The following is a 20,293-nucleotide window of genomic DNA, read 5'->3' as shown; positions in this document are numbered from 1 at the left end:
GGAGAGAAGAAGTCCCATGGCTGAAGTTCTCGTCTACGTCGATCACGTGGACGGTGCCGTCCGCAAGCCGACCCTGGAGCTGCTGACCCTCGCCCGCCGCATCGGCGAGCCGGTCGCCGTCGCGCTGGGCAACGGCGCCGCCGACACCGCCGCCGCCCTCGCCGAGCACGGCGCGGTGAAGGTCCTCACCCACGAGGCCGCCGAGTACGCCGACTACCTGGTCGTGCCGAAGGTGGACGCCCTCCAGGCCGCCGTCGAGGCTGTCTCCCCGGCCGCCGTGCTGGTCCCGTCCTCCGCCGAGGGCAAGGAGATCGCCGCCCGCCTGGCGCTGCGACTGGGATCGGGCGTCATCACCGACGCCGTCGACCTGGAGGCCGGCGACGAGGGCCCGGTGGCCACCCAGTCGGTGTTCGCCGCCGCCTTCACCACCAAGTCCCGCGTCTCCAAGGGCACCCCGGTCATCACGGTCAAGCCCAACAGCGCCGCCGTCGAGCCCGCCGCGGCCGCCGGTGCCGTCGAGGCCCTGTCGGTCACCTTCTCCGCCCAGGCCACGGGTACCAAGGTCACCGCGCGCACGCCGCGCGAGTCGACCGGCCGCCCCGAGCTGACCGAGGCCGCGATCGTCGTCTCCGGCGGCCGTGGCGTCAACGGCGCGGAGAACTTCGCGATCATCGAGGCGCTCGCCGACTCGCTCGGCGCGGCCGTCGGTGCCTCGCGCGCCGCGGTGGACGCGGGCTGGTACCCGCACACCAACCAGGTCGGCCAGACCGGCAAGTCCGTCTCGCCGCAGCTGTACATCGCCTCCGGCATCTCCGGCGCGATCCAGCACCGCGCGGGCATGCAGACCTCGAAGACGATCGTGGCGATCAACAAGGACGCCGAGGCCCCGATCTTCGACCTGGTCGACTACGGCGTCGTCGGCGACCTGTTCGACGTGGTCCCGCAGCTCACCGAGGAAGTGAAGTCCCGCAAGGGCTGAGCGCCCTCCCGGCATTTCGGCCGAGGCCCCCGCGACCGTCGTCCTGGTCGCGGGGGCCTCGGTGTCTGCGCAGGATGGTGTTGACCGGCGACGAACCGCCGGATAACTTCGCTCTACGGATTATTGATTCCGTTCAGCGGAAAAGTGGATACCAGGAGGGTGTGGGATGGGTCAGCAGGAGAAGGTGGCAACGAGCCTCGCGGGCGCCGTCGGCGAGGAGATCAGTGCCTCCCTCGCACCGGTCGACGCGGAGCTGGAGCGCCGCTACCCCGGAGACCCGGGCACCCGCCAGCCCGTCCACACCGTGTACGTCCCCGGTGACGTCTTCGCCGCCGACACCATCCGCTCCTGGGGCGACCGGGCGCTCGCCGCCCTCGACGAACACGCCCCGGACGCCGCCTCCTTCGCCGCCGTCCTCGGCCTCGCCGACGACCTCGCCGAGCCCGTCCACACGCGCGTGCGCGCCAAACTGGAGCGCGAGCCGATCGAAGACCTCCGGGTCGACTTCGAGGACGGCTACGGCAACCGCACGGACGCCGAGGAGGACGAGGCCGCCGCCCGTGCCGCCCGTCTGATCGCCGAGGCGTACGCACAGGGCACGGCGGCCCCGTACATGGGCATCCGGATGAAGTGCATGGAAGCCCCGGTGCGGGCCCGCGGCATCCGCACCCTCGACGTCTTCCTCAGCGGCCTGATGGAGGCCGGCGGCCTGCCCGAGGGCCTGGTCCTCACGCTGCCGAAGGTGACCTACCCCGAGCAGGTCACCGCCATGGTGCGGCTCCTGGAGGCGTTCGAGAAGGCACGCGGCCTGACGCCGGGCCGGATCGGCTTCGAGATCCAGATCGAGACCAGCCAGTCCATCCTCGCCACCGACGGCACCGCCGCCGTCGCCCGCATGATCCAGGCCGCCGAGGGCCGCGCCACCGGCCTGCACTACGGCACCTTCGACTACAGCGCCTGCCTCGGCGTGTCCGCCGCCCACCAGGCCAGCGACCATCCCGCCGCCGACCACGCCAAGGCGGTCATGCAGGTCGCCGCCGCGGGCACCGGCGTACGCGTCTCGGACGGCTCCACCAACGTCCTGCCGGTCGGCCCCACGGCCAAGGTGCACGACGCCTGGCGCCTGCACTACGGCCTCACCCGCCGCGCCCTCGCCCGCGCCTACTACCAGGGCTGGGACATGCACCCCGCCCACATCCCCACCCGGTACGCGGCCGTCTTCGCCTTCTACCGCGAGGGCTTCGAGCAGGCCGCCGCCCGCCTTGCCCGGTACGTGAACCGCGCGGGCGGCGACGTCATGGACGAGCCCGCCACCGCCAAGGCCCTCAGCGGCTACCTCCTGCGCGGCCTGGACTGCGGCGCCCTCGACATCGGAGAGGTCGCCCGCCTCACCGGCCTGACCCGCACCGACCTGGAGGGCTTCTCCGCGCCCCGGCGCGGCGACCTCACGGCATCGGCGCAGTAGGCGGCGGCCGGGTCCCGGTGCGGGGGCCCTCGGGCCGGTCGGGGCGCACGTACTTCTCCAGGCCCGATGCCGTCACGCGTCGCTCCGCGGCGAACAGCCGCGTGCCCCGGTCGCACAGGGAGCGGTCGGCCCGTGCCCGGGCGCAGAACTCCTCGGGTGTCGTGCCGAAGAGCGCGCGCAACCGGGCCGATCCGCGCAGCAGGTCGGTGATCAGGGGCCGTTGTTCGCCCGGGTGCCGCCGTGGCGTGCCGGTGCCGTCGTGCAGGACGCCGTGGCGGTTGACGTAGATGTAGGCGCCGCGCAGCACCGTGCCGTCCGGCGGCTCGACGCGTACCTCGGGCGCGGGGAGCCAGGCCCGGTCGAAGTTGCCGTGGGCCATGGGCACGCCCTCGCTCGCGTCGATCACGGCGAGCTGCCCGGGGTCCAGCCACAGGACGAACAGCTCCCGCACGACGCCCGGGGCGCCAACCGGCGAGGCCGAGACGTAGCCCATGCGGCTCACGTGGGCGGAGACCCCGATGTCCAGGCCGGTGACCCGGGTCCTGACCATCGGGACCGGCGAGTCGATGCCGAACTCGGCCATCTTGTGGCGCAGCTGGCCCGGGCTCGCGTTGGAACCGATCGCCAGCACCGGGACCCGGTCGCCCCCGTCCTCGGGGACCGGCCGGTCCAGCGGCAGCAGCCGGTCGCCGTCGAGCAGCCCTGACTCCCGGGGCCACGCGCCCGGGTACAGCAGCGGCTCCTCACGGGGCACCCCGGCCAGCCCGAGCGCCTCCAGCGTCCGGTCGTCGCCGTCGGCCCGTACGGCCGCGCGGGAGCCCTCGGGAGACCGCGGTGCGGAGTCTTCGCCCGGTGGCTTCGGCACGCCCGCCTCAGCCCGCCGGCGGCAGCTCGCCGGAGCCGCGGGTGACGAGCCTGGTCGGCAGTTCGATGCGGTCCGGCGCGAGGAGGGTGCCGTCCAGCTGCCGGAACAGGCGCTCGGCGGCGGTGCGGCCGAGGGCGGCCGCGTCCTGCGCGACCACGGTGACGCCCGGCTGGAGCAGGTCGGCCAGCTCGATGTCGTCGAAGCCGACGAGGGCGACGCCCGGGGTGTGCTCGGCCAGGACGCGGATGACGGTGACGGTCACCCGGTTGTTGCCGGTGAAGATCGCGGTGACCGGCTCCGGGTCCGCCAGCATGTCCTCGGCCGCCCTGCGCACCCGCTCGGGGTCGGTGACGCCCAGGGACATCCAGGCGTCCTTCACCGGGATGCCCGCGTCCTCCATGGCGGCCCGGTAGCCGCGCAGCCGCTCGGCGGCCGTGTGGATGCGGGGCATGTCGCCGATGAAGCCGATCCTGCGGTGCCCGTGCGCGATCAGGTGGGCCACGCCGTCGCGGGCGCCGCCGAAGTTGTCGGACACCACCACGTCCGCGTCGATCTGCCCCGCCGGGCGGTCCACGAACACCGTCGCGACGCCCGCCTTCAGCTCTGGCTCCAGGTACCGGTGGTCGTCCCCGGCCGGAATGACCACGAGGCCGTCGACGCGCCGCGCGCACAGCGCCAGCACCAGCTCCTGCTCACGGTCCGGGTCCTCCGCGCTGGACCCGTTGATCAGCAGCGCGCCGTGCGCCCGGGCCACCTCCTCCACGGCGCGGCTGAGCGGCCCGTAGAAGGGGTCGGCCAGATCCTCCAGGACGAGGCCGATGCTCGCGGTCCGTCCCTTGCGGAGCACCCGCGCGCTGTCGTTGCGGCGGAAGCCGAGGGCGTCGATGGCCTCCTGGACGCGGCGCTCGGTCTCCGGGGTGACGCCGGCCTCCCCGTTGACCACCCGGGAGACGGTCTTCAGGCCGACTCCGGCCCGGGCGGCGACGTCCTTCATGGTCGGGCGATTGCCGTAGCGGTTCCCGGGGAGGCGGTCTGCGCGGCGGGTCGTGTCGGGCACGATGCGGTGTCCTGTCCTGTCGTCCACGGGAGTGCGTCGGCTCCTGTCGTCCACGGGGGATGTGTCGGTCGTGCGTTTGTATGAGGATGTGGCGTCGAGCATAGAGCCTGGACAACGTTGTCAGATGCGGGAGACACTGTCCATCGCACTCTCCGGTCCTCGTCCCCACCTGGGGCCGGTCCACGGTGCGCACTTGTGTTCGCCTTTTTCGTTTTCTTTTTTCGTTTTCGGTCCGACGGGGAGATCCGACTCTGATGCACACCGACCTCGTGGCAGCGCTGGACATCGGCGGCACCAAGATCGCCGGCGCGCTGGTGGACGGCGACGGCCGCATCCACGCGCGCGCCCAGCGTGCGACGCCTGCCCGGGAGGACGGCGACACCGTGATGGGGGCCGTCGAGGCCGTGCTCGCGGAGCTGACGGTGTCGGCGCTGTGGGGGCGGGTCACGGCCGTCGGGATCGGCAGCGCGGGCCCGGTGGACGCCTCCGCCGGTACCGTCAGTCCGGTGAACGTGCCCGGCTGGCGCGACTACCCGCTGGTCCGACGGGTCCGGGACGCCGTCGGCGACCTGCCCGTCGAGCTGATCGGCGACGGGGTGGCCATCACGGCGGCCGAACACTGGCAGGGCGCCGCGCGCGGGCACGACAACGCGCTGTGCATGGTGGTCTCGACGGGTGTCGGCGGCGGACTCGTGCTGGGTGGCCGGCTGCACCCCGGCCCGACGGGCAACTCCGGCCACATCGGTCACATCAGCGTGGACCTGGACGGGGACCCCTGCCCGTGCGGCGCCCGCGGCTGCGTCGAGCGCATAGCGAGCGGCCCCAACATCGCCCGGCGCGCCCTGGACGGCGGCTGGCGGCCCGGCCCGGACGGTGACACCTCCGCCGCCGCGGTCGCCGCCGCCGCCCGCCTGGGCGACCCCGTCGCGGTCGCCTCCTTCGAGCGCGCCGCGCAGGCACTGGCCGCCGGTATCGCCGCCACCGCGACCCTGGTCGAGATCGACATCGCCGTGGTGGGCGGCGGCGTGGGCAAGGCGGGCGACGTCCTCTTCACCCCCCTGCGCAAGGCCCTGACCGACTACGCGACCCTCTCCTTCGTCCAGCGCCTGGTGGTCGTCCCCGCCCAGATGGGCACGGACGCGGGCCTCGTGGGGGCGGCGTCGGCGGCGCTGACCAGGGTGACCGGGGTGACGGCGGCGCACGTCTGAGCCGCCGGCGCACCGGGGCGACCGCGTGGCCCCGGGCGGGCGACGGAGGAGCGGCCGGTCGCCCCTGGCCGACGACGGCAGGGGCAGGCCGGGTCGGCGCTTCCCGGGGCGTACCCGTGACCATGGCGTCGCCCCGCAGTTGAACGGGGCATGAAGAAGCGCAGCATGCTCGCCCTCGCGTCCCTCGCCACCGGCTTCGTCGTCGCGGCCGTCACTCCGTCCCACCCCGAGCCGAGCGACCTCCCGCTAGGCCTCGGCGCGGAGGACACCGTCAGCACCGCCCAGGACACGGTGGCCACCGAGAGCCTGACCCTGGACGACGATGCCCCGGGACAGCTGGGCTGACGCCCGCCGCGCCATCCGCATCCACGGCGCCGGCGCCCCTCTCCCCGGGGGCGCCGGCGCCGCTGTCGTACGTCCTCAACTGGGCCTGGTTTCCGTGGCAGGGTGGAGCGGGCAAGCCACAGGGGGCCAACAGAAGAGGGGGACCTGTGACCGTCGTCTGGATCAACGGCGCGTTCGGTGCGGGGAAGACCACCACCGCACGGGAACTGATCGAACTGATCCCGAACAGCACGCTCTTCGACCCCGAGATCATCGGCGGAGCACTGGCACACCTGCTGCCGCCCAAACGCCTGGCCGAGGTGGGCGACTTCCAGGACCTGCCGATCTGGCGCCGCCTGGTGATCGACACGGCGGCCGCGATGCTCGCCGAGCTCGGCGGGACCCTCGTGGTCCCGATGACCCTGCTCCGCCAGGAGTACCGGGACGAGATCTTCGGCGGCCTCGCCGCCCGCCGGATCGAGGTCAGGCACGTCCTGCTGGCCCCGGCCGAAACGATCCTGCGGGAGCGGATAGCGCGCCGCGGGATACCGGAGGGCCCGCCCGACGGCGAGATACGCGTGCGGCAGTGGTCGTACGACAACATCGAGCCCTACCGGTCCGCCCTCGCCTCCTGGCTCACGGCCGACGCCCACCCGGTCGACACCGGCGCCCTCACCCCGTACGAGGCCGCCGCCCGGGTCGCCGAGGCCGTCGGCAGCGGCGCCGCCCCCGCCTGCGAGATCGTGCAGACTCCGGAGCCCACGGGTGAGACAGTCGCCGCCGGTGTCCTGCTCTTCGACGAGCGGGACCGGGTCCTGCTGGTCGACCCCACCTACAAGCCGGGCTGGGAGTTCCCCGGCGGGGTCGTCGAACCCGGCGAGGCGCCCGCCCGCGCGGGCATGCGCGAGGTCCACGAGGAGACCGGCATCCGCCTCGCCGACGTGCCCGCCCTGCTGGTCGTCGACTGGGAACGGCCCGCACCCCCCGCCTACGGCGGTCTGCGGCTCCTCTTCGACGGCGGCCGGCTCGACTCCGCCGACGCCGGCCGGGTGCTGCTCCCCGGCCAGGAACTGCGCGACTGGCGCTTCGTCACCGAGGACGAGGCGGCGGGCCTGCTGCCCCCGGTCCGCTACGAGCGGCTGCGCTGGGCCCTGCGGGCCCGGGAACGCGGAGCCGCCCTCTACCTGGAGGCGGGCATCCCCGTCGGCTGACGTCAGAGAGCCGCCCCGTGGCTCCGTGCCGACTCCCGCAGCGTCCGACCGGCCCGGACGGTCACCGGATCCCCGTGACCGAAGCAGGCCAGCTCCGAGTCGAGGGCCGCCAGACGCCCGAAGGAGGCGACGGCCCGGTCCCGGTCGGTGTTGAACACGCCGAGGATCACCCTGCCGTCGTCCGGCGACGCGGCAGCGGCGTCCCCCGTGAACAGCACACCGTGCCGAGGGAGGTGCAGCCCGATGCTTCCGTCCGTGTGGCCGGGAGCGTGCACGACCCGCGCCCCGCCGCCGAAGTCCAGAACGTCGCCGTCGGACACCGCGGTCACCCGCGTCGGCCGGTCGAAGCCGCCCGCCGGGAGCAGCCGCAGCGCGTTCTCGTGCAGCGGACGCTCCCAGTCCTCGTACACGGGCGGTGGACCCGGCACCTCACCGCGCACGACGGGCGCCTCCAGGGTGTGTGTCACCACCTCGGCCCCGGTGAGCGCGGCGACCTCCTGCGCCCCGCCCACGTGGTCCTCGTGGAAGTGGGTGAGGACGACACGCCGTACACGCCCGAAGGAGCCGGCCCACGCGACGATGCCCGCACCGGCCCCGGCCGGCCCCGCGTCGACCAGGGTCAGGTCGTCGCCGTCGCGCCAGAGGTAGGCCTGGCCGACCGGGAAGCGCAGCAGGCGCAGACGCGGCAGGAGCTCGATGACGTCCATGGGACGACCGTAGGCAGGGCCCCGCGCGGTGGCGAGGCCCCTCTGCCGACGGCAGAACCCGAGCCGCCCGGGCTCAGCTCGCCGCGTAGTTGCGCAGGAAAAGCGCCTCGGCGACCGACAGCCGCTCCAGCTCCTGCGGGGACACGCTCTCGTTCACCGCGTGGATCTGCGCCTCCGGCTCGCTCAGGCCGATCAGCAGGATCTCGGCCTCCGGGTACAGCGCCGCCAGGGTGTTGCACAGCGGGATGGAGCCACCCTGACCGGCGTACTGCATCTCCTCGCCCGGGTACGCCACCGCCATCGCGTCCGCCATGGCCTGGTACGCCGGGCTGGAGGTGTCGGCGCGGAACGCCTGGCCCTGGCCGATCTGTTCGACGCCGACCCGGGCGCCCCACGGCGTCCGCGCCTCCAGGTGCGCCTGGAGCAGCTTGGTGGCCTCGGCGGCGTCCACGCCCGGCGGCACCCTGAGGCTCACCAGCGCGCGGGCGCCGGCCTGCACCGACGGGGTGGCGCCGACGACCGGCGGGCAGTCGATGCCGAGCACGGTGACGGCCGGCCGGGCCCAGATCCGGTCCGCGACCGAACCGGAGCCGATCAGCTCCACGCCCTCCAGCACCCGGGCGTCCCGGCGGAACTGCTCCTCGTCGTACGCCAGGCCCTCCCACGCGTTGTCCGCCGCCAGCCCGTCGACGGTCGTGGAGCCGTCCTCGGCGCGCAGCGAGTCGAGTACGCGGATCAGGGCGGCCAGCGCGTCGGGCGCCGCACCGCCGAACTGGCCGGAGTGCAGGTTGCCTTCCAGGGTGTCCACGCGCACGCGCACCAGGGTCATGCCGCGCAGCGTCGAGGTGACCGTCGGCAGGCCGACCCGGAAGTTGCCCGCGTCGCCGATGACGATGGTGTCCGCGGCCAGCAGCTCCGGGTGCGCCTCGGCGTACCGCTCCAGACCGCCCGTGCCCTGCTCCTCGGAACCCTCGGCGATCACCTTGACGTGCACGGGCACGCCGCCGTTCGCCTTGAGCGCGCGCAGCGCCAGCAGGTGCATCAGCACACCGCCCTTGCAGTCGGCCGCGCCGCGCCCGTACCAGCGGCCGTTCCGCTCGGTCAGCTCGAACGGCGGCGTGACCCAGCCGGCCTCGTCCAGCGGCGGCTGCACGTCGTAGTGCGCGTAGAGCAGCACCGTCTTCGCGCCCTCGGGCCCGGGCAGGTACCCGTACACCGACTGTGTGCCGTCCGGTGTGTTGAGGAGGTCCACGTCCTGGAACCCCTCGGCGCGCAGGGCGGACGCTATCCAGTTGGCGGCGCCGACGCTCTCGCTGCGCGGGAACTGGTCGAAGTCCGCCACCGATTTGAAGGCCACCAGCGCGGCGAGTTCCTCCTTCGCGCGGGGCAGCAGCGAGGAGACGGTCTCGGCGACCGGATTCGACGACATGGGCACGCTCCTTGTGGGTGCGACGTTGTACCAAGGAGTACTTGGATTGATGGGCCGATCCTCCCACAGTGGCCTGCGGCGATGGCCGCCGTAGGATGCGGGGGTCAGGTGCGGCATGCGGTTTGATCGGAGCAGTAGACCATCGTGAGCAGCGAGAACTCTTCGGCGGACGACGCGCGTCAGGTCTGGGACGTCGTCGTGGTGGGCGCGGGACCGGCAGGGGCCTCGGCCGCCTACGCGGCGGCGGTCGCGGGGCGCCGCGTGCTGGTGCTGGAGAAGGCGGAGCTGCCCCGCTACAAGACGTGCGGCGGCGGCATCATCGGTCCCTCGCGGGACACCCTTCCGCCCGGCTTCGAGCTGCCCTTCCGGGACCGGGTGCACGCGGTGACGTTCTCGAACAACGGACGCTTCACCCGGACCCGGCGCTCCCGGCAGATGCTCTTCGGGCTGATCAACCGGCCCGAGTTCGACCAGCAGCTCGTCGAGCACGCGCAGAAGGCGGGCGCCGAGGTGCGCACCGGGGCGACGGTGGCCCGGGTGGAGCAGCACGGGTCGGCGGTCCCGGACCGGCGCACCGTCGCCGTCGTCCTCCAGGGCGGGGAGACGGTGCTGGCACGCGCGGTCGTCGGCGCGGACGGCAGCGCCAGCCGGATAGGCGCGCACGTCGGGGTGAAGCTGGACCAGGTCGATCTCGGCCTGGAGGCGGAGATCCCGGTGCCGGACACGGTCGCCGAGGACTGGAAGGGCCGCGTCCTCATCGACTGGGGGCCGATGCCCGGCAGTTACGGGTGGGTCTTCCCCAAGGGCGACACGCTCACCGTCGGGGTGATCTCGGCGCGGGGCGAGGGTGCGGCGACCAAGCGGTACCTGGAGGACTTCGTCGGCCGGCTCGGGCTCGCCGGCTTCGAGCCGAGCATCTCCTCCGGCCATCTGACGCGCTGCCGCGCGGACGACTCGCCGCTCTCCCGCGGCCGGGTCCTGGTCTGCGGCGACGCGGCGGGCCTCCTGGAGCCGTGGACCCGCGAGGGCATCTCCTTCGCGCTGCGGTCGGGCCGGCTCGCGGGGGAGTGGGCGGTGCGGATCTCGGAGGCGCACGACGCGGTGGACGCGCGCAGGCAGGCCCTGAACTACGCCTTCGCCATCAAGGCCGGCCTCGGCGTCGAGATGAGCGTCGGCAAGCGGATGCTGACGGTGTTCGAGCGACGCCCCGGTCTCTTCCACGCGGCCCTGACCGGGTTCCGCCCGGCCTGGAAGGCGTTCAAGGACATCACGCAGGGATCGACGTCCCTGGGCGAACTGGTCCGCGGCCACCCGCTGGCCCAGCGGGCCCTGACGGCCATGGACCGGCGCCCCACCGACGCCTCGGCGAACGAGGGGGTCGATTCCTGACCCGCCCGGCCTGTGCACCGTCGCCCTCGCACTCCTGGAGAGGCGGCGCCCTGACCCATCCGGGGGCGCGGGGACCTGCGCGCCCAGCCACCGGCCACCCGCACCCGCCCACCGTCAGAAGCCCCCACTCACGGCCGCCCTCCCCCCCCCGGCGGAGCCGCCCCGTACTTCCCCGGGAGTACCCGTGATCACCACGCCCGGCTGACGCCGCCGGAGGCACGCGGCGTCTAGCGTGGCGGCATGGACGGACAGCGCGAGCGCCGCGGCGGGCCACCGCAGTGGTGGCGGCACGGACCCCCGTGGTGGGACCGGCGGGACGGCGAGGGGCGCCGCCCCCGATGGCCCTGGCGTTCCACCGCGCTGATCACGGCGTTCGTGCTGATCGGCTCCAACTTCGCCGCGCACGCCCAGGCGGGGGAGCGGGCCGACCTGGACCCCTTCGCGCGGGTGCTGCTGTTCCTCACCGGGGCCGCCCTGCTGTGGCGGCAGCGCCACCCGGTGCCCGTGGTGTTCGGCACGGCGGCGGCCACGCTGCTCTACCTGGGCTCCGGATACCCGTACGGGCCGGTGTTCGTGGCCGTCGCGGTGGCCTGCTTCAGTGCCGTCGTCACCGGGCACCGCCGGGCCGCGTGGACGGCGATGGTCGCGCTGTGGGCCGGGCACGCCCTGGTGTCGCACTGGCTCTACCGCTGGCTGCCGCCGTCCGGGGACTCCGCCGCCTCCTGGGGAGAGGAGATCGTGATCGCCACCTGGGTGGTGGCGATCGTGGCGTTGTCGGAGCTGGCCCGGACCCGGCGCGAGCAGTGGGCGCGGGAACGGGCCGAACGGGCCCAGGCGGCGAAGCGCCGCGCGGACGAGGAACGGCTGCGGATCGCTCGTGAGCTGCACGACGTCCTCGCGCACAGCATCTCCGTGATCAATGTGCAGGCGGGCGTCGGACTCGCCCTCCTCGACTCCGACCCGGAGCAGGCGCGCACCGCGCTCACCACCATCAAGGACCAGAGCAAGGAGGCGCTCGGTGAGGTGCGGCAGGTCCTCGGCGCCCTGCGCACCCCCGGAGACGCGCCGCGCGCACCGGCCCCCGGCCTCGACCGGCTGCCCGAACTGGTCGAGCAGGCGGCGAGCGCGGGCCTCACCGTCGAGGTCGAGGGGGAGCCGCCGAGACTGTCGCCCGGTACCGGCCTGGCGGCGTTCCGCATCGTCCAGGAGGCGCTCACCAACGTGGTGCGGCACTCGGGTTCGCGGCACGCGCGCGTGCGCCTCGACCGGGACGGCCGCATGCTGCGGCTGCGTGTCGACGACGACGGACCGGCGACGGGCGCCGACGCGGGCGGCAGCGGCAACGGGCTGGCCGGGATGCGGGAGCGGGCGGCGGCGCTGGGTGGCACCATCGAGGCGGGTCCGCGCTCCGACGGCGGCTTCCGCGTGCTCGCCGCGCTGCCGATCGACGTGGCGCACACGAAGGAGGAGGGCCGGTGATCCGCGTACTGCTCGCCGACGACCAGTCACTGGTACGGGCCGGGTTCCGTGCCCTGCTGGACGCCCAGGCGGACATCGAGGTGGTCGCCGAGGCCGCCGACGGCGAGGAGGCGGTGCGCCTGATCCGCGAACTGCGCCCCGACGTCGTCCTGATGGACATCCGCATGCCGCTGCTCGACGGTCTGGCCGCGACCCGCCGGATCACCGGGGACGCCGGCCTGCGGGAGGTGAAGGTCGTCATGCTCACCACCTTCGAACTCGACGAGTACGTCTTCGAGGCCATCCGCTCGGGCGCCTCCGGCTTCCTGGTCAAGGACACCGAACCCGAGGAACTCCTGCGCGCCGTGCGCGCGGTGGTGGACGGCGACGCGCTGCTGTCGCCGGGGGTGACCCGGCGCCTGATCGCCGAGTTCGCCGCCCGCTCCAAGGAGCCCGCGGCGGCAGGGGAGCTGGCCCGGCTGACCGAGCGCGAACGGGAGGTGATGGCCCTGGTCGGCATCGGCCTGTCCAACGAGGAGATCGCCCGCAGACTGGTCGTCAGCCCGCTCACCGCCAAGACCCACGTCAGCCGCACCATGGTCAAGCTGGGCGCCCGCGACCGCGCCCAACTGGTCGTGCTCGCCTACGAGTCGGGGTTGGTGCGGCCGGGCTGGCTCGGCTGACCCCCGCGTCCGAACCGCACCAGCACACTCACCACCCGCACCAGGAACACCGCGACGGCCAGCACCACTCCCGCGGCCACGAGCACACCCCGCGCACCGGCCGGCAGGGCGAAGAGAAACGCGGGTCCCGCCACGGCCCCGAACAGCACGGCCGCCGCGAACGCCGCGCTGCACAGCGCGTAGCCGATCTCGACCGTCATCGCGTCCCGCTCGCCCTGCGTACGCCGTCCCCCGTATGTCTCCATGTCGGCAAGTCTGGCAGATCGGGTTGGCCCGGCGACCGGTCTTTCGGGCCGCGTGCGCTCTGCTACGGTGCGCCCATGGCGGGGGACAGGTCCGAACAGGCGCTCGTCGCGCGGTGGCGCGGCATGCTGGCACTGCACGCCAGGACCCAGTGCGAACTCGACCGCGCGCTGCACCAACACGGGCTCTGCGGAAGCGACTTCGAGGTGCTCGACATCCTCGCGGGCTCACCGGACGCCGACGGCGCCTGCGGCTACCGGGTGCAGCAGATCTCCGAGCGGGTCCATCTGAGCCAGAGCGCGCTGTCCCGGCTGGTCGCCCGCCTGGAGAAGGACGGCCTCGTCGAGCGCTCCCTGTGCCCGGAGGACCGGCGGGGCGTCCGGGTGGCGCTCACCGCCGAGGGACGGGCCCGGCACGGCCTGGCGCTCCCGGTGCAGCGGGCCGTGCTGAACCGGATGCTGGTGCGCTGACCGTCCCCTAGCCCTCCACCGCCGCGCGCCGGGTCGCCACGGCGACGAGCACCGCGACCGCCGCGAGCGCCGCCACGCTGGTGAGCGCGGCCGGCAGGGAGAACCAGTCCGCCATGAAGCCGATCGCGGGCGGCCCGAGAAGCATGCCGCCGTATCCCAGCGTCGACGCGGTCGCCACACCGCTCGGTCCGCCCAGGGCGCCGGCCCGTTCGACGGCGACCGGGAAGATGTTGGCGAGTCCGAGCCCGGTGATCGCGAAACCGAACAGGGCCGCCCACACCGACGGGGCGAGCGAGCCGAGCAGCATCCCGGCCACCGCGGTGGTGCCGCCCGCCACCACCGTGGTGGTCCGGCCCAGCCGCTCCAGCAGGGTCGTGCCGGTCAGCCGGCCGACGGTCATGGCGAGGGCGAAGCAGGAGTAGCCGGCCGCGGCCAGACCTGGGGAGGCGTCCAGGTCCTGCTCCAGGTGCAGGGCGCCCCAGTCGGCCATGGCGCCCTCGCCGTACGCCGTGCACAGGGCGATCAGGCCGAAGGTGACGACCAGACGGCGGGTCCGGCGGTCGAGGCGGCGCGGGGAGCCGTCGTCCTCGGCCGGGCGGTCGGGCGGCGCGGCGGGTTCGCACCGCAGCAGGGCGCGGCCCGCGACGAGGGTGACGAGCAGTCCGAGCATCGTGAGGCCGAGCAGGTGCCGCGTCGGGGACAGCGACCCGGCGACCAGCCCGCCTAGTCCGGCGCCGACCATGCCGCCGAGGCTGAACGCCGCGTGGAAGCTCGGCATGATCGGCCGCCGCAGCACGGCCACCAGATCGACGGCGGCGCTGTTGAAGGCGACGTTGATCCCGCCGTACGCGCTGCCGAAGACCAGGAGTACGGCGCCCAGGGCGAGCGCCGAGTGGGTGAGCGGGGGCAGGGCGATGCTCAGGCAGAGCAGGACCGCGCAGGCGACGGTGACGGGATGGCTGCCGTAGCGGCGGACCAGCCTGCCGGTGAGCGTCATGGTGACGACGGCACCGGCCGAGACACCGAGCAGGGCCAGCCCCAGGGTGCTGGCGGAGGCACCGGTCTGCTCCTTGATGGCGGGGATCCGCACCACCCAGCCGGCGAAGACGAAGCCGTCGAGCGCGAAGAAGGCGGTCAGGGCGATGCGCAGGCGGGTGAGATCGTCGCGGGGACCCGGCACGGCACTGTGCGATCGGGTTTTGTTTATTAGCGGCACAAAGTCAGGCTAGGTGCCGAACGGGGATGGCGGCAAGGCACGGCTCACCGCCCGCGTCATTTGACGGAGCCGCCGGTGATCCCGGCGGCGATGTACTTCTGGGCGAGGACGAGCAGGATCGCCGCCGGTACCGCGGAGAGCACGGAGGCGGCCATGACCGAACCCCAGTCGCCGACGTGCGCGCCGATGTACTGGTAGATGCCCAGGGTGACGGGCTTGACCTCGTCGGTCGTGTTCAGGGTCAGCGCGAACATGAAGTCGCTCCACGCGAACAGGAACGCGAACAGCCCCGACGTGATCAGCGAGTTGCGGCTCATCGGCAGCACCACCCGCGCGAACGTCCGCACCGGCCCGGCCCCGTCGATCTGCGCGGCCTCGATCACCTCGCCCGGGATCGACACCATGAAGGAGCGCATCAGCACGATGGAGAACGGGATGCCCAGCGAGGCGTCCGCGAGCATCAGGCCGAAGTAGGAGTTGACCAGGCCCAGGTCGACGTAGGAGTTGTAGAGCGCGTTGGCGATGACGATGCCCGGCACCATCTGGGTGATCAGGGTGCCGAACACGATGGTGCGCGAGCCGCGCAGCCCGAACCGCGCGAGCCCGTACGCCGCCGGAGCCGAGATCGCCAGGCAGAGGGCGACCGCGCCGAGCGAGACGGCCAGGGAGGTCAGCAGGTGCCCGCCCTGGTCGCCGATCGCCTGGGAGAAGCCGGACAGGTCGAGGCCGCCCGGCACCGGGTCGACCTGGAGCAGCCCCGACTCGGGCTGGAGCGCGGTGTTGAGCATCCAGTACAGCGGGAAGAGCATCACGCCGAGGACGAGCACACCAGCGACGGTGGAGCCCCAGCGGCGCCGGGACGCGGTGGGTGTGTGGGTGGCCATCGCCGGTCACTTCCCCTCGGTGCGGTTGGCCCGCAGATAGAACACCGCGAACACGGCGGAGATCAGGATGAGTACGTTGCCGACCACGGCGCCCGCGCCGAAGTCCAGCTGGACGAAGGAGTTCTGGTACGTCAGCGTGCCGAGCGTCTGCGTGGCGTCGGCCGGGCCGCCGTCGGTCAGGGCGAGGATCAGGTCGAGGATCTTCACCGTCGACATGAACCCCAGCACCAGCACGACCGTGACGACCGGCCTGAGCACCGGCAGCGTGACGGAGCGGAAGGTCCGCCACGCCGACGCGCCGTCCAGGGCGGCCGCCTCGTGCAGCTCCTTCGGGATCTCCTGGAGGCCGCCGTACAGGATGACCATGTTGAACGGGATGCCGATCCAGACGTTGACCAGGACGACCGACAGCAGGGCAAGGTCCGGACTGGTCAGCCACGGGGTGTGCCCGCCGGCTCCGAGGGTGTCGAGGAACGAGTTCAGCACGCCGGTGTCCTGGTCGAGGATGCGCCGCCACACGATGCCGGAGACCACCATGGGCACCAGCCAGGGCAGCAGGATCAGCGAACGCAGTACGCCGTTCAGCGGGAAGCGGCGGCTGAAGAAGACCGCGAGCGCCAGCCCGATGCAGAACTGCCCGAGCAGCGACCCGGCGGTGAACACCAGCGTGTGCCACAGGGCCTTGCCGAACAGCGCGTCATGGAAGACGTTGGACCAGTTGTCGGCCCCGTTGAAGGGCGCCTCACCGGTGAAGAAGGTCTTCGGCGTGTAGTGCTGGAAGCTCATCACGACGTTGCGGACCAGCGGATAGCCGAAGAACAGCAGCATGAAGACGACGGCGGGGGCGACGAACCCCCACTGGGCCAGCCGGCGCCGGGTCCGGGCGGTGACGGTGGGCGTGGTCATGGGGGTGTACCTCAGTTCCCGCTCGTGGCCCGCTGCTGGGCGCGCTTCAGGGCGGACTCACTGGACTGGCCGGTCAGGGCGGACTGGAAGGCGCTCTGCAGGGCGAGCGACACGCTCGACCAGCCGGCGCCGAGCTGCGCCGTCCGGGACCGGGCGACGGCCACCTGGTCGGCGAGGGAGTCCAGTTCGGGCACCCGTTCGCGCCAGGCGGCGGCGGCCCGGGCGTTGGCCGGGACCATCCAGCTGTTGAGCGCGTAGGTGAGCTGCTCCTTCTCGCTCGACAGACAGGCCACGATCCTCCCGGCCGTCCTCTCCCGGGCCTCGTCACCGGTGTTGGGCACGGTGAGCACGGCGCCGCCGAGGGGGCCCACCGAGTCGTCGCCGGCTCGGGGGACCGGGATCGGCGCGAGGCCCCAGTGCAGCGACTCGTCGCTGTTGAGGGTCTCCACCTGCCACGGCCCGTTGATCATCATCGCCGCGTTGCCGGCCATGAACTGGTCGTTGACGTCCGCCTGTGTCCAGTTGACCGTCGACTTCGAGAGCGAACCGTCCGTCAACAGGCCCTTCCAGTAGTCGAGGGCCTCGACCACCTTCGGACCGTCCAGATCGGTCTCGTCGCCGCCGTTGGACCACATGAACGGCATGAACTGGAAGACGCCGTCCTCCGCGCCGCCCGCGCTGAGCGCCAGTCCGTACCGCCCGCCCCGGGTGAGCTGTTTCGCGGTCTCCCGCAACTGGGCCCAGGTGGTGGGCACTCGCACGCCCGCCTCGTCGAGGACGTCCTTGTTGTAGAACAGGGCGAGCGTGTTCACGGACCGGGCCGCGCCGTAGTACGTCCCCCTGTAGGAGCCGAACTCGGCGATGCCCTCGGGTATGCCCTCGGTGCTCAGCCCGAGGGTCCCGAGGTCGACCAGGCCGCCCGCCTCCGCGAACGTCGGCATCTCGGACGCGTCGAACTGCACGATGTCCGGCAGCGACTTGGACGACGCCATGCGCAGCGCCTTCGTCATCACCTGCGCCGCCGGAACGCTCTGCTGCTCGATGGTGACCCCCAGCCGTTCCCCGCAGCGGGCCATCGCCTCGGCGTCCCAGCGGTGGTAGGACTCGTCGGTCGAGGAATTCATCACGGTGTACACGTCGGCGTCGCGCTGCTGTCCGCAGCCGGCCAGCGCCGCCCCGGCGACCAGCACGGAAGCGGTGGCGAGCGAGGTGAAGCGCTTCGACATGGTGCGGCCCTTGCTGTCGTCCCGTCCGGCTGCCCCGCCGGACCGTTTTGTTTGATGGGATGACTAATACGTCAAGGACCCGCTCCCGCGCTAGACCGAAGCAACCCCGACCTCTTCACTCCGTGCGGTGACGATGGTGTTGTTTTCGGTGATCCCTCCAGTTCAAGGCGGTGGAGTTGGCGTGAACACCTCGGAACCGGGAGGGGGCCTGTGTACGATCAACCTGCTGTGCGACGGCTTCTGCGCTCCCCATCCGACAGCTCCCGCCCCACCCGAGGAAGATCATGAAGTTCACCGACGGCTTCTGGCTCATCCGTGAGGGTGTGCATCTCTCGTACGCCACCGAGGTACGCGATGTACGCCCGGAATCGAAGCGCTTCACTGCCTATGCCGCCGTGAAGAAGGTGGCGCGGAGGGGGGACACGCTCAACGCGCCGCTGCTCACGGTCGAATGCTTCTCGCCCGCCGAGGGGGTCATCGGCGTCCGCGTCACCCATCACGCCGGAAAACGCGGCCCCGGCCCCGACTTCGCCCTCGCGGACCCGGCCGACGGCGCCGGCGCGGTGCGCCAGGACGGCACCGTCACCGAGCTGACCAGCGGCCCGCTCACCCTCCGGCTGGACCGCGCCGGTCCCTGGGGCCTGACCTTCCACGACGCGGACGGACGCGAGCTGACCCGGGCGAACGCCAAGGGCACCGCCTTCGCCACCACCGGCGACGGCGCCCACCACATGCTGAGCCGGCTCTCGCTCGGCGTCGGCGAGCAGGTCTACGGCCTGGGCGAGCGCTTCACCCCGTTCGTCAAGAACGGCCAGGTCGTCGACATGTGGCAGGCCGACGGCGGCACCAGCAGTGAGCAGGCCTACAAGAACATCCCCTTCTACCTCTCCTCACGCGGCTACGGCGTCTTCGTCAACCACCCCGGCGCGGTCTCCTTCGAGGTCGGCTCCGAGTCCGTGGGCCAGGTGCAGTTCAGCGTCGAGGACCAGACGCTGGAGTACTACGTCGTCGCCGGGCCCACCCCCAAGGACGTCCTCAGCCGCTACACCGCCCTCACCGGCCGCCCCGCTCTCCCCCCGGCCTGGTCCTTCGGTCTCTGGCTCACCACGTCCTTCACCACGTCGTACGACGAGCGGACCGTGACGTCCTTCGTGGACGGCATGGCCGAACGCGGCATCCCGCTGACCGTCTTCCACTTCGACTGCTTCTGGATGCGCGAGTACCAGTGGTGCGACTTCCAGTGGGACCCGGACGTCTTCCCCGACCCGGAGGGCATGCTCGCCCGGCTCAAGGCGAAGGGACTGAAGGTCAGCGTCTGGATCAACCCCTACATCGCCCAGAAGTCCCCGCTCTTCGACGAGGCCGCCGCCCTCGGGTACCTGGTCCGCAGGCCGGACGGCGACGTCTGGCAGTGGGACCTGTGGCAGGCCGGGATGGGCCTGGTCGACTTCACCGACCCCGCCGCCCGCGACTGGTTCGCCGGGAAGCTCAAGCCCCTGCTCGACCAGGGTGTGGACTCCTTCAAGACCGACTTCGGCGAGCGCGTCCCCATCGACGTCGTCTGGCACGACGGCTCCGACCCGGAGCGCATGCACAACTACTACACCCACCTCTTCAACCGCACCGTCTTCGAACTCCTGGAGAAGGAGCGCGGCCAGGGCGAGGCGGTCCTCTTCGCCCGCTCGGCGACCGCGGGCGGGCAGCAGTACCCCGTCCACTGGGGCGGCGACTGCTGGTCGTCCTTCGAGGCGATGGCCGAGTCGCTGCGAGGCGGACTGTCGCTCTCCCTGAGCGGCTTCGGCTTCTGGAGCCACGACATCGGGGGCTTCGAGGGCACGCCCGACGCCGCGGTCTTCACCCGCTGGCTGGCCTTCGGCCTGCTCTCCTCGCACAGCAGGCTGCACGGCTCCTCGTCCTACCGGGTGCCCTGGGAGTTCGGCGAGGAGGCGGTCGACGTCGCCCGCCGGTTCACCCTCCTCAAGCACCGCCTGATGCCCTACCTGTACGGCGTCGCCGCCGAGGCCCACCGCACCGGCGTGCCGATGATGCGTCCGATGCTCCTGGAGTTCCCGCACGATCCCGGCTGCCGCCCGCTGGACCGCCAGTACATGCTCGGCCCGGACCTCCTGGTCGCCCCGGTGTTCACCGAGGACGGGGAGGTGGAGGTCTACCTCCCCGAGGGCACCTGGACCCACCTCCTGACCGGCGAGCGCGTCACCGGCCCGGCCTGGCGCGCCGAACGGCACGCCTTCGACAGCCTGCCGCTGTACGTCCGCGAGGGCGCGGTCCTGCCGCTGGCCTCCGACGACCGGCGCCCCGACGGCGACTGGCTGGACGACCCGACGCTGCTGGTCCACCCGCCCGCCGGCGCGGACTACGCGACCGAGGTCACCGTGCCCGACCTGCTGGGCACCCCGGCCGCCACCTTCCAAGTGCGCCGCGACGGCGACGTCCTGCGGGTCACCGCCACCGGCACCGACCGGCCGTTCACCGTGCGGGTCGCGGGCGGCGGGAGCGCGCGCGGCGCGGGTGAGGTGACGGTGCCGCTGGGGTGAGCCCGGACGCCGGGACTT

General features: G+C 72.8%; 19 protein-coding genes. 10 read left to right on the top strand and 9 right to left on the bottom strand.

All coding sequences use genetic code 11. From position 1 onward, the window contains the following. The first annotated feature begins 16 nt into the window (after nucleotides 1-16). Together OIE75_RS04435 and OIE75_RS04430 are read left to right on the top strand one after the other, a co-directional pair. A complete protein-coding gene (locus OIE75_RS04435; RefSeq protein ID WP_329469638.1) occupies nucleotides 17-979 on the top strand; it encodes an electron transfer flavoprotein subunit alpha/FixB family protein in 963 nt (320 codons plus the stop codon). A gap of 166 nt (nucleotides 980-1,145) precedes the next feature. Next, entirely contained in the window at nucleotides 1,146-2,444 is a 1,299-nt protein-coding gene (locus OIE75_RS04430; protein ID WP_307009838.1) for a DUF6986 family protein, read from the top strand. Here OIE75_RS04430 and OIE75_RS04425 read toward each other — a convergent pair. Beyond that, the gene (locus OIE75_RS04425; protein ID WP_329473929.1) at nucleotides 2,425-3,222 is read right to left on the bottom strand and encodes a hypothetical protein; all 798 of its coding nucleotides are present in this window, start codon (nucleotides 3,220-3,222) and stop codon (nucleotides 2,425-2,427) included. The genes OIE75_RS04430 and OIE75_RS04425 overlap by 20 nt on opposite strands. 94 nt (nucleotides 3,223-3,316) lie before the next feature. Further along, a complete protein-coding gene (locus tag OIE75_RS04420; RefSeq protein ID WP_307009836.1) occupies nucleotides 3,317-4,393 on the bottom strand; it encodes a LacI family DNA-binding transcriptional regulator in 1,077 nt (358 codons plus the stop codon). Between the two features lie 227 nt (nucleotides 4,394-4,620). On the opposite strand from OIE75_RS04420, the gene OIE75_RS04415 reads away from it, so the two are divergent. The 3 genes from OIE75_RS04415 to OIE75_RS04405 all read left to right on the top strand — a co-directional run bounded on the left by OIE75_RS04415 (nucleotide 4,621) and on the right by OIE75_RS04405 (nucleotide 7,109). Beyond that, nucleotides 4,621-5,574 (top strand): ROK family protein, encoded by a 954-nt coding sequence (locus OIE75_RS04415; protein WP_307009833.1) that lies wholly within the window; start codon nucleotides 4,621-4,623, stop codon nucleotides 5,572-5,574. A gap of 150 nt (nucleotides 5,575-5,724) precedes the next feature. Next, nucleotides 5,725-5,919: a hypothetical protein gene (locus OIE75_RS04410; RefSeq protein ID WP_307009831.1), complete on the top strand. Its 195-nt coding sequence runs from the start codon at nucleotides 5,725-5,727 to the stop codon at nucleotides 5,917-5,919. A gap of 146 nt (nucleotides 5,920-6,065) precedes the next feature. Continuing rightward, nucleotides 6,066-7,109: an NUDIX hydrolase gene (locus OIE75_RS04405; protein ID WP_329469634.1), complete on the top strand. Its 1,044-nt coding sequence runs from the start codon at nucleotides 6,066-6,068 to the stop codon at nucleotides 7,107-7,109. Nucleotides 7,110-7,111: 2 nt separating this feature from the next. On the opposite strand, the gene OIE75_RS04400 is transcribed toward OIE75_RS04405, so the two are convergent. Together OIE75_RS04400 and OIE75_RS04395 are read right to left on the bottom strand one after the other, a co-directional pair. Beyond that, complete coding sequence (locus OIE75_RS04400; RefSeq protein ID WP_329469632.1) at nucleotides 7,112-7,816, bottom strand: MBL fold metallo-hydrolase; 705 nt, start codon at nucleotides 7,814-7,816, stop codon at nucleotides 7,112-7,114. Between the two features lie 73 nt (nucleotides 7,817-7,889). Then, complete coding sequence (locus OIE75_RS04395) at nucleotides 7,890-9,245, bottom strand: dipeptidase (RefSeq protein WP_329469631.1); 1,356 nt, start codon at nucleotides 9,243-9,245, stop codon at nucleotides 7,890-7,892. Nucleotides 9,246-9,389: 144 nt separating this feature from the next. Between OIE75_RS04395 and OIE75_RS04390 the strand changes: the two genes are divergently transcribed. The 3 genes from OIE75_RS04390 (at nucleotide 9,390) to OIE75_RS04380 (ending at nucleotide 12,775) form a co-directional block, all read left to right on the top strand. After that, complete coding sequence (locus OIE75_RS04390; RefSeq protein ID WP_161328623.1) at nucleotides 9,390-10,634, top strand: geranylgeranyl reductase family protein; 1,245 nt, start codon at nucleotides 9,390-9,392, stop codon at nucleotides 10,632-10,634. 240 nt (nucleotides 10,635-10,874) lie between these two features. Beyond that, nucleotides 10,875-12,113 (top strand): sensor histidine kinase, encoded by a 1,239-nt coding sequence (locus tag OIE75_RS04385; protein ID WP_329469629.1) that lies wholly within the window; start codon nucleotides 10,875-10,877, stop codon nucleotides 12,111-12,113. Further along, the gene (locus OIE75_RS04380; RefSeq protein WP_329469628.1) at nucleotides 12,110-12,775 is read left to right on the top strand and encodes a response regulator transcription factor; all 666 of its coding nucleotides are present in this window, start codon (nucleotides 12,110-12,112) and stop codon (nucleotides 12,773-12,775) included. Before OIE75_RS04385 ends, OIE75_RS04380 begins: the two co-directional genes overlap by 4 nt. Here OIE75_RS04380 and OIE75_RS04375 read toward each other — a convergent pair. Then, the gene (locus OIE75_RS04375; protein WP_329469627.1) at nucleotides 12,736-13,020 is read right to left on the bottom strand and encodes a DUF6332 family protein; all 285 of its coding nucleotides are present in this window, start codon (nucleotides 13,018-13,020) and stop codon (nucleotides 12,736-12,738) included. The two genes, OIE75_RS04380 and OIE75_RS04375, sit on opposite strands and share 40 nt — an antisense overlap. A gap of 75 nt (nucleotides 13,021-13,095) precedes the next feature. Here OIE75_RS04375 and OIE75_RS04370 point away from each other — a divergent pair, with 75 nt between their 5' ends. Further along, nucleotides 13,096-13,488 (top strand): MarR family winged helix-turn-helix transcriptional regulator, encoded by a 393-nt coding sequence (locus OIE75_RS04370; protein WP_122620735.1) that lies wholly within the window; start codon nucleotides 13,096-13,098, stop codon nucleotides 13,486-13,488. A 7-nt stretch (nucleotides 13,489-13,495) separates the two neighbouring features. Here the strand turns inward: OIE75_RS04370 and OIE75_RS04365 are convergent, their stop codons facing one another. From OIE75_RS04365 to OIE75_RS04350, 4 genes are all read right to left on the bottom strand, one after another. Next, complete coding sequence (locus OIE75_RS04365) at nucleotides 13,496-14,668, bottom strand: MFS transporter (RefSeq protein ID WP_329469625.1); 1,173 nt, start codon at nucleotides 14,666-14,668, stop codon at nucleotides 13,496-13,498. Between the two features lie 92 nt (nucleotides 14,669-14,760). After that, complete coding sequence (locus OIE75_RS04360) at nucleotides 14,761-15,588, bottom strand: carbohydrate ABC transporter permease (RefSeq protein ID WP_122620733.1); 828 nt, start codon at nucleotides 15,586-15,588, stop codon at nucleotides 14,761-14,763. 6 nt (nucleotides 15,589-15,594) lie between these two features. Then, nucleotides 15,595-16,494, bottom strand: coding sequence for a carbohydrate ABC transporter permease (locus tag OIE75_RS04355; protein WP_307009816.1), 900 nt, complete (start codon nucleotides 16,492-16,494; stop codon nucleotides 15,595-15,597). Between the two features lie 11 nt (nucleotides 16,495-16,505). Further along, complete coding sequence (locus tag OIE75_RS04350) at nucleotides 16,506-17,720, bottom strand: ABC transporter substrate-binding protein (RefSeq protein ID WP_329469620.1); 1,215 nt, start codon at nucleotides 17,718-17,720, stop codon at nucleotides 16,506-16,508. A 284-nt stretch (nucleotides 17,721-18,004) separates the two neighbouring features. Here OIE75_RS04350 and yicI point away from each other — a divergent pair, with 284 nt between their 5' ends. Continuing rightward, nucleotides 18,005-20,275 carry an alpha-xylosidase gene (yicI, locus tag OIE75_RS04345; RefSeq protein WP_329469617.1) on the top strand — a complete coding sequence of 757 codons (2,271 nt, stop codon included), beginning with the start codon at nucleotides 18,005-18,007 and terminating at the stop codon, nucleotides 20,273-20,275. Nucleotides 20,276-20,293 lie beyond the last annotated feature (18 nt).

Source organism: Streptomyces sp. NBC_01723 (assembly GCF_036246005.1).
Classification (GTDB): Bacteria; Actinomycetota; Actinomycetes; order Streptomycetales; family Streptomycetaceae; genus Streptomyces.
The sequence above is the reverse complement of the archived record's forward strand: the minus strand, read 5'-3'. Positions and strand labels throughout refer to the sequence as shown.

Coding starts and splice junctions, on each gene's coding strand:
- OIE75_RS04435 (WP_329469638.1), top strand. CDS start 17: ATGGCTGAAGTTCTCGTCTACGTCGATCACGTGGACGGTGCCGTCCGC.
- OIE75_RS04430 (WP_307009838.1), top strand. CDS start 1,146: ATGGGTCAGCAGGAGAAGGTGGCAACGAGCCTCGCGGGCGCCGTCGGC.
- OIE75_RS04415 (WP_307009833.1), top strand. CDS start 4,621: ATGCACACCGACCTCGTGGCAGCGCTGGACATCGGCGGCACCAAGATC.
- OIE75_RS04410 (WP_307009831.1), top strand. CDS start 5,725: ATGAAGAAGCGCAGCATGCTCGCCCTCGCGTCCCTCGCCACCGGCTTC.
- OIE75_RS04400 (WP_329469632.1), bottom strand. CDS start 7,816: ATGGACGTCATCGAGCTCCTGCCGCGTCTGCGCCTGCTGCGCTTCCCG.
- OIE75_RS04395 (WP_329469631.1), bottom strand. CDS start 9,245: ATGTCGTCGAATCCGGTCGCCGAGACCGTCTCCTCGCTGCTGCCCCGC.
- OIE75_RS04385 (WP_329469629.1), top strand. CDS start 10,875: ATGGACGGACAGCGCGAGCGCCGCGGCGGGCCACCGCAGTGGTGGCGG.
- OIE75_RS04375 (WP_329469627.1), bottom strand. CDS start 13,020: ATGGAGACATACGGGGGACGGCGTACGCAGGGCGAGCGGGACGCGATG.
- OIE75_RS04370 (WP_122620735.1), top strand. CDS start 13,096: ATGGCGGGGGACAGGTCCGAACAGGCGCTCGTCGCGCGGTGGCGCGGC.
- OIE75_RS04360 (WP_122620733.1), bottom strand. CDS start 15,588: ATGGCCACCCACACACCCACCGCGTCCCGGCGCCGCTGGGGCTCCACC.
- OIE75_RS04355 (WP_307009816.1), bottom strand. CDS start 16,494: ATGACCACGCCCACCGTCACCGCCCGGACCCGGCGCCGGCTGGCCCAG.
- OIE75_RS04350 (WP_329469620.1), bottom strand. CDS start 17,720: ATGTCGAAGCGCTTCACCTCGCTCGCCACCGCTTCCGTGCTGGTCGCC.
- yicI (WP_329469617.1), top strand. CDS start 18,005: ATGAAGTTCACCGACGGCTTCTGGCTCATCCGTGAGGGTGTGCATCTC.